This window comes from Promicromonospora sp. NPDC059942, assembly GCF_042731755.1.
Taxonomy (GTDB): domain Bacteria; phylum Actinomycetota; class Actinomycetes; order Actinomycetales; family Cellulomonadaceae; genus Promicromonospora.
Map to the genome: position 1 here is coordinate 1 of NZ_JBHWLR010000023.1, position 6654 is coordinate 6654.

Genomic DNA, 6654 nt, shown 5'->3' on the forward strand with positions numbered 1-6654 from the left:
GACAAGAAGGGGCAGCTGGTCGTCCTCTTCTGCCGTTCGGAAGCCCGTCCACCGCCCTTGTCGCGCCGCGGGTCCGACGGTGTGGGCTATTTGTCGAGCAGCACGCGTCTGCTCGACAAATAGCCCGCACTCAACGAGGTGGGTCAGGAGAGAGAGGTGAAGGTGTGGTTCTGGCGGCCCAGGTTCTCGATCTCCAGGGTGACGACGTCGCCGTCCGTCAGGTACGGGAAGCGGCCCGAGAGGGCGACGCCCTCGGGCGTGCCGGTGCAGATCAGGTCGCCCGGCTCCAGCGCCATGTACTGCGACAGGTGGTGCACGATCTCGGCGACGCCGAAGATCATGTCCGCCGTCGACGAGTCCTGCCGCGGCTCCCCGTTGACGAAGGAGCGCAGCCGCAGGCCGCCCGGGTCCACCTCGTCGGCCGGCACGAGAGCCGGGCCGGTGGGCAGGAACCCCGGGCCGCACTTGCCCTTGGACCACTGGCCCAGGGAGTCGTCGAGCTGCCATGCCCGCTCGCTGACGTCGTCCACCACGGTGTACCCGGCGACGTGCTCCCGGGCGGCCTCGACGGACGGCAGGTAGCTCGCGCGCCGGCCGATCACGACCGCCAGCTCCACCTCCCAGTCGACCTTCTCGGCGCCGGGCGGCAGCGGCACGGCGTCGTCCGGCCCGGCGACGGTGTTGGGGTGCTTGAAGAAGATGATCGGCAGGCGCGGCGGCTCCGCGCCGGACTCGCGCGCGTGCGCGGCGTAGTTCTGCCCGATGCAGACGACGGCGGCCGGCCGCGCGATCGGCGCCCCGCGGCGCAGCTCGGCGGCGCCGTCGAGCACGGGCAGCTCCCCCGCCGCCAGCGCGGCCCGGGTGCGCGCCACGCCGTCGGCGGCAAGGAACGCGCCGTCGACGTCGGCGGTCAAGGGGCGCAGGTCATAGGTGACGCCGTCGGAGGTGACGGCGGGGATCTCCTGGCCGACGGGGCCCAGGCGGAGCAGGTGCATCGTGTCCTCGTTCTCGGATCGGGTGTGCGTGGGGGTTCAGGACCGGGTTCCAGGCCTGGTTCAGGACTGCTCGGGCGGGCGGACGCGCAGCTCGTGCATGCCGCCGTCGACCGCGAGCGCCGTGCCCGTGGTCGCGGTGGCGAGCGGGCTGGCGAGGTAGCAGACGGCGTGCGCCACGGCCTCGGGGCTGACCAGCTTGCCCGTGGGCTGGCGCGCCTCCAGGGCGGCGCGCTCGGCCTCGGGGTCGGCGGCGGCGTCGAGCAGGCGGCCCACCCAGGGCGTGTCGACGGTGCCGGGGTTCACGCAGGTCACGCGGATGCCCTCGCGCACGTGGTCGGCGGCCATGGCGAGCGTGAGCGCCTGCACGGCGCCCTTGCTGGCGGAGTACAGGGCGCGCTGCGGCAGCCCGGTCCACGAGGCGATCGACGCGGTGTTGACCACGGCGGCGTGCTCCGAGGCGCGCAGGTACGGCAGGGCGGCGCGGGTGACGCGCACGATGCCGAGCACGTTCACGTCGAGCACGCGCAGCCACTCGGCGTCGTCGTTGTCGGCGACGGTGCCCTGGGCGCCGATGCCGGCGTTGTTGACGACGACGTCGATGCCGCCCAGGCGCCGGGCGGCGGCCTCGACGGCGGCGCGCACGGCCGCGTCGTCGGTCACGTCGGCGATCTCGCCGGAGGCGCCCTCGGGCACACCGTCGGACGCGCGGTCGATCGCGACGACCTGCGCGCCGCGCTCCAGCAGGGCGGTCACGACGGCGGCGCCGATGCCGGACGCCCCTCCCGTGACGATGGCGCGGACGCCGTCGAACTCAAGGGCTGTGGTCACGGGTATTCCTCCTGGGAAGCGGCTGCGATGGCGATTCATCCAATCTATAGCACCGATCTGCCGGGAACCGAAGGGGCAGATCACCCATCGGACCCGATAGGATCGACCCACCCGGAGCGATACGTCATACCTCTCCCCGCTCCGGGACCATCCGCTCGACGAGGAGTGCTCCGCCCATGTCCCAGCCGGTCCAGCCCGCCCCGCCGTCGCACCCGGACCGGGCCTGGTTCACCGAGGCCAGGTTCGGCCTGTTCGTGCACTTCGGGCTCTACTCGGCCGCCGCCCGGCACGAGTGGGTGCTGAGCAAGGAGCGGCAGACCGCCGAGCAGTACGCGCGCTACGCCGAGGTGTTCGACCCCGACCTGTTCGACGCCCGCGCGATCGCCCGCGCCGCCAAGGACGCCGGGATGCGCTACGTGGTGCTGACCACGAAGCACCACGACGGCTTCGCCCTGTGGGACTCCGCCGTCAGCGACTACTCCGTCGCGCGCACGCGCGGGCGCGACCTCGTCGCGGAGCTCGCCGAGGCGGTGCGCGCCGAAGGGCTGCGCCTGGGGCTGTACCACTCGCTCATCGACTGGCACCACCCCGACTTCACCGTGGACTACCTGCACCCGCGCCGTGACGACCCGGACGCCCACGCCCTCAACGAGGGCCGGGACATGGCCCGGTACCGCGCGTACCTGCACGCCCAGGTGCGCGAGCTGCTCACCGGGTACGGCGCCGTCGACTACGTGTTCTTCGACTACACGTACGCGCACGACCGGGACGGGTGGCGCGGCAAGTACCCCGAGGACTGGGACGCCGAGGGACTGCTCGCCCTGGTCCGCGAGCTGCAGCCGCAGGCCGTGGTCAACGACCGCCTGGGCATCCCGGGCGACCTGGTCACCCCGGAGCAGTACCAGCCGGACCAGCCCATGCGGGACGACGACGGCGCGCTGCTGACCTGGGAGGCCTGCCAGACCCTCAACGGGAGCTGGGGCTACGACCGGGACAACACCCGGTTCAAGGACCCGGACCTGCTGGTCCGCATGCTCGTGGACACGGTGTCCAAGGGCGGCAACCTGCTGCTCAACATCGGCCCCGACGGGCGCGGCGCGATCCCGGCCCGCGACGCCGGCACGCTCGCCGCGCTCGGCGCGTGGACCCGGCTGCACGGCCGGTCGGTCCACAGGGCCGGCCCCGCGGAGCCCGCCCTGGCCGAGGCCCTCGCGCCCGGCCTGCCGCCCGGCGTCGTCCTCACGCAGCGCGCCGACCGGCTGTACCTGCACCTGTTCGCGTGGCCGTTCGCGCACGTGCACCTGCGCGGGCTCGCCGACCGGGTCCGCTACGCGCAGCTCCTGCACGACGGCTCCGAGGTGCGCGCCACCCGCACCGACCCGGACCAGAAGGCGTGGAACACCACCCCCGGCGGGCAGCCGCCCGGCACCCTGACGCTGCACCTGCCCACGGCACGGCCCGACGTCGCGGTGCCGGTGGTCGAGCTGTTCCTGCGATGAGTTCGGGTGTGCCCCGTCGTCGGACAGGGCATGAATCTCAAAAACCATCGGCGTTCCGTGGCCTCGTCAGGCAGGGTTGAGCCATGAGCGACGTCGACATGCCCCGCTGGAAGCGCAACGTCGGGCTGTTCCTCGCCGGCCAGACCATCTCCCTGTTCGGGTCGATGGTGGTGATGTACGCGGTGATGTGGCACCTGACCATCGAGACCCGATCCGGGTCGGTGCTCATGCTGAGCATCGTGTTCGGCATGCTGCCGCAGGCGTTCGTGTCGATCTTCGGCGGCGTGTGGGCCGACCGGCACCACCGCAAGTTCCTCATCATGGGCTCGGACACCGTCATCGCGCTGGCGACCCTCGGGCTCGCGCTGCTCATGGTCAGCGGCGTCGACTCGCTCTGGGTCATCTACGCGGCCCTGGCCGTGCGCTCGGTCTTCGCGGGCATCCAGACGCCGGCCGTGAGCGCGATGATCCCGCAGATCACGCCGACCGACCAGCTCATGCGCGTCAACGGCCTCTTCCAGTCCATCCAGTCGGGCATGATGCTGCTCGCGCCGGCCCTGGCGGCCGTCATCTACGCCTCGTTCGACATCGTCACCGTCTTCTTCGTGGACGTGGTGACCGCCCTGCTCGGTGTCGGCATGCTCGCGCTGGTCGCGGTACCGCGCCTGGTGCGGTCCGACGCCGGCGAGCCGGTCAGCTACTTCGGCGACCTCGCCGCCGGCGTGCGGTACATCCGGGGCAACGCGCCCGTGCGCTGGCTCATCACCCTGTTCGCGCTGGTGATGTTCCTGGTGGGCGCCCCGAGCTACCTCACGCCGCTCATGGTCACCCGCACGTTCGGCGACGAGGTGTGGAAGCTGACCGCCAACGAGCTGTTCTGGGGCGGCGGCATGCTGCTCGGCGGCATCATCATGGCGTCGGTCGGGCCCCGGATCACGCGCCGGGTGCGCCTCATGGTCGGGTCGGTGCTCGCGACCGGTGTGCTGGTCGCCGGGCTGGGCGTGGCCACGAACATGTGGGTGTTCTTCACGATCGGCCTGATCATCGGCATCATGTTCGCGGCGCTCAACACCCCCGCGCTGACGATCATCCAGGAGCGGGTCGAACCCGAGATGCAGGGCCGGGTCTTCGGCTTCGTCGGGATCGTCATGACCGTCGCGATGCCGCTGTCCATGGTGGTGTTCGGCCCCCTGGCCGACCAGTTCTCCGTGGAGGCGCTGCTGGTCCTGGCCGGCGTGCTGCTGGTCGCGGTGCTGGGCGCGATCCTCGCGTTCCCCGGGGCGCGGCGCTCGCTCGCCCAGGTCGACGCGGCGCCTGCTGCGGCGTCCGAGGGGCCGGCGGGGCCTGAGGGGCCGGCCGCGACGGCGGACCAGCCGGCGCCGGCTGTGCCGCAGGACACAGCCGACCTGCGCTGACGGCGTGAAAGTATTGCTGGGTCCCATAGCCGTCAGCCATGAGTGCGGAAGGTTCCTGTGAGCGCCCCGAAGATCTATGCCCTGCACGAGAACCCCGAGTGGTTCCCCCCGTTCGCCGAGGCCTTCGCGGCCGAGGGCGTGGACTACGTCGAGTGGGTGCTGACCGACGGCGTCCTGGACCTGGACGAGGCGCCGCCCGAGGGGATCTTCTGGTCGCGCATCTCGGCGAGCAGCCACACGCGCGACCACGGCCTGACCAAGGACTACTCGCGCGCCGTGCTGTCCTGGCTGGAGGCGTACGGACGCCGCACCGTCAACGGCCGGCGCGTGCTGGAGCTCGAGGTCAGCAAGGTGGACCAGCTCACCGCGCTGCGCGCCGCGGGGATCGACACGCCGCGCACCGTGGCCGCCGTCGGGCGCGACCAGGTGCTCAAGGCGGCGCAGGGCTTCCCCACGCCGTTCGTCACCAAGCACAACCAGGGCGGCAAGGGCCTGGGCGTGCGCAAGTTCGACTCGTTCGAGGACCTCGCCGACTACGTCGGGTCCGACGAGTACGAGGAGCCCGTGGACGGCATCACGCTCATCCAGGAGTACGTCGTGGCGGCCGACGGCGGCATCACGCGCGTCGAGATCGTGGGCGGCGAGATGGTGTACGCCGTCCGCGGCGACACCGAGCGCGGCGGGTTCCAGCTCTGCCCCGCCGACGCGTGCGTCATCGACCCGGAGACGGGCCGTCCGATCCCGCCGGTCGGCGCGACCATCTCCATGGCGCCCGACGACGACTGGGGCCTGTTCTCCGAGCGCGAGGGCTACGACGACCCGGTGGTGGCCAAGTACCTCGCCTTCACCGAGCGGCACGGCATCGAGGTGGCGGGCATCGAGAACATCCGCACGGCCGACGGCCGGGTGCTGACGTACGACGTGAACACCAACACGAACTACAACAGCGACGTCGAGCGGGGCACGGCGAGGTCGGGGCCGCGGGAGATCGTCCGCCACCTGGCACGGGTGCTGCGGGAGACGTACCCGTCCTGACGGCCGCCGTCGTCCGAATCACGTTGGCGCGATCCCGAGGTCGAACGTAGTCTTGTTCTGCCGCCCCTGGCTCAGGGGAGAGGAAGTGAGGCCGGGACCCCCCGCCGGACGACGGGAGCCCGGCCTTCGCGCTGTCTAGGCAAGCCTGACGTCGATGATGTCGATCGCCCCAAGTTCCTCCGCGGTCTCGACGTCCTGGCCGAATCGAGCGCTGCTCACGGCGCCGGCCACAGCGTCGGGTGCCCACAGCATCGGCTCGTCGTTGGGCAGGGCGAAGTCCACCACGATCGCGCTGGAGATCGAGCCTCGGAGCCGCAGCGCGTCGACAAGACGGATGTCGCGCTTGTTCAGCGAGCCGTGCCGGCTCTCCAGATAGACCTCACGCACCCCCAGCTGGTCCAGCTCGTAGAGCAGACGCTCCATGCAGATCGCTCGCGCGCGTTCCTGACGGCGATGATCGATGGGCGCGCCGACGACGACGACATGAGCCACGTCGAGTGACCCGAGCGCAGCTGCGATCTTCCGCCGGCGCTCGCCGGTCTCATCACGCCAGTGGAGCCGCCGGGCTCCGCGCAGCAACAGTGTCTGCAATGTCTCCCGGACGACTTCGCAGGCTCCCGGGTCAGCCACGACGGCGGCCAGCAAGTACAGCCCTTCCCGCCCGTCCCGCGCAGCGCGCATCGACTCGTCCACCCACGCGTGCAGCGCGAACTCCTCGCGACCCCGTTCCTGATCCACCGAAGGATCATCCCCGAGCATCCGCCATCACGCGCGCCCAGACGCCGTTGCATATACGCAAGGGTGTTCGGAAGCACTCCCACGAAACCAACCCGCCCCCGTACCCGTTGAGTGCTGGACTTTTGCGCTGTTCCGGTCCGGAAC

The 6654-nt window shown here is 71.4% G+C and carries 6 protein-coding genes; 3 read left to right on the forward strand and 3 right to left on the reverse strand.

Annotation, left to right across the window (positions count from 1 at the left end; genetic code table 11):
- Window positions 1–143: 143 nt before the first annotated feature.
- Together ACFV9Q_RS25455 and ACFV9Q_RS25460 are read right to left on the reverse strand one after the other, a co-directional pair.
- Window positions 144–995 (reverse strand): fumarylacetoacetate hydrolase family protein, encoded by an 852-nt coding sequence (locus tag ACFV9Q_RS25455; RefSeq protein WP_377236725.1) that lies wholly within the window; start codon window positions 993–995, stop codon window positions 144–146.
- Window positions 996–1055: 60 nt separating this feature from the next.
- A complete protein-coding gene (locus ACFV9Q_RS25460) occupies window positions 1056–1862 on the reverse strand; it encodes an SDR family NAD(P)-dependent oxidoreductase (protein ID WP_377236726.1) in 807 nt (268 codons plus the stop codon).
- Window positions 1863–1999: 137 nt separating this feature from the next.
- Between ACFV9Q_RS25460 and ACFV9Q_RS25465 the strand changes: the two genes are divergently transcribed.
- The 3 genes from ACFV9Q_RS25465 (at window position 2000) to ACFV9Q_RS25475 (ending at window position 5772) form a co-directional block, all read left to right on the forward strand.
- Complete coding sequence (locus ACFV9Q_RS25465) at window positions 2000–3322, forward strand: alpha-L-fucosidase (RefSeq protein WP_377236727.1); 1323 nt, start codon at window positions 2000–2002, stop codon at window positions 3320–3322.
- 83 nt (window positions 3323–3405) lie between these two features.
- Window positions 3406–4737 (forward strand): MFS transporter, encoded by a 1332-nt coding sequence (locus ACFV9Q_RS25470; RefSeq protein ID WP_377236728.1) that lies wholly within the window; start codon window positions 3406–3408, stop codon window positions 4735–4737.
- Window positions 4738–4794: 57 nt separating this feature from the next.
- Window positions 4795–5772 (forward strand): RimK family alpha-L-glutamate ligase, encoded by a 978-nt coding sequence (locus ACFV9Q_RS25475; RefSeq protein ID WP_377236729.1) that lies wholly within the window; start codon window positions 4795–4797, stop codon window positions 5770–5772.
- Window positions 5773–5907: 135 nt separating this feature from the next.
- Here the strand turns inward: ACFV9Q_RS25475 and ACFV9Q_RS25480 are convergent, their stop codons facing one another.
- Window positions 5908–6510 carry a hypothetical protein gene (locus ACFV9Q_RS25480; protein ID WP_377236730.1) on the reverse strand — a complete coding sequence of 201 codons (603 nt, stop codon included), beginning with the start codon at window positions 6508–6510 and terminating at the stop codon, window positions 5908–5910.
- Window positions 6511–6654 lie beyond the last annotated feature (144 nt).

Coding starts and splice junctions, on each gene's coding strand:
- ACFV9Q_RS25470 (WP_377236728.1), top strand. CDS start 3,406: ATGAGCGACGTCGACATGCCCCGCTGGAAGCGCAACGTCGGGCTGTTC.
- ACFV9Q_RS25460 (WP_377236726.1), bottom strand. CDS start 1,862: ATGAATCGCCATCGCAGCCGCTTCCCAGGAGGAATACCCGTGACCACA.
- ACFV9Q_RS25455 (WP_377236725.1), bottom strand. CDS start 995: ATGCACCTGCTCCGCCTGGGCCCCGTCGGCCAGGAGATCCCCGCCGTC.
- ACFV9Q_RS25465 (WP_377236727.1), top strand. CDS start 2,000: ATGTCCCAGCCGGTCCAGCCCGCCCCGCCGTCGCACCCGGACCGGGCC.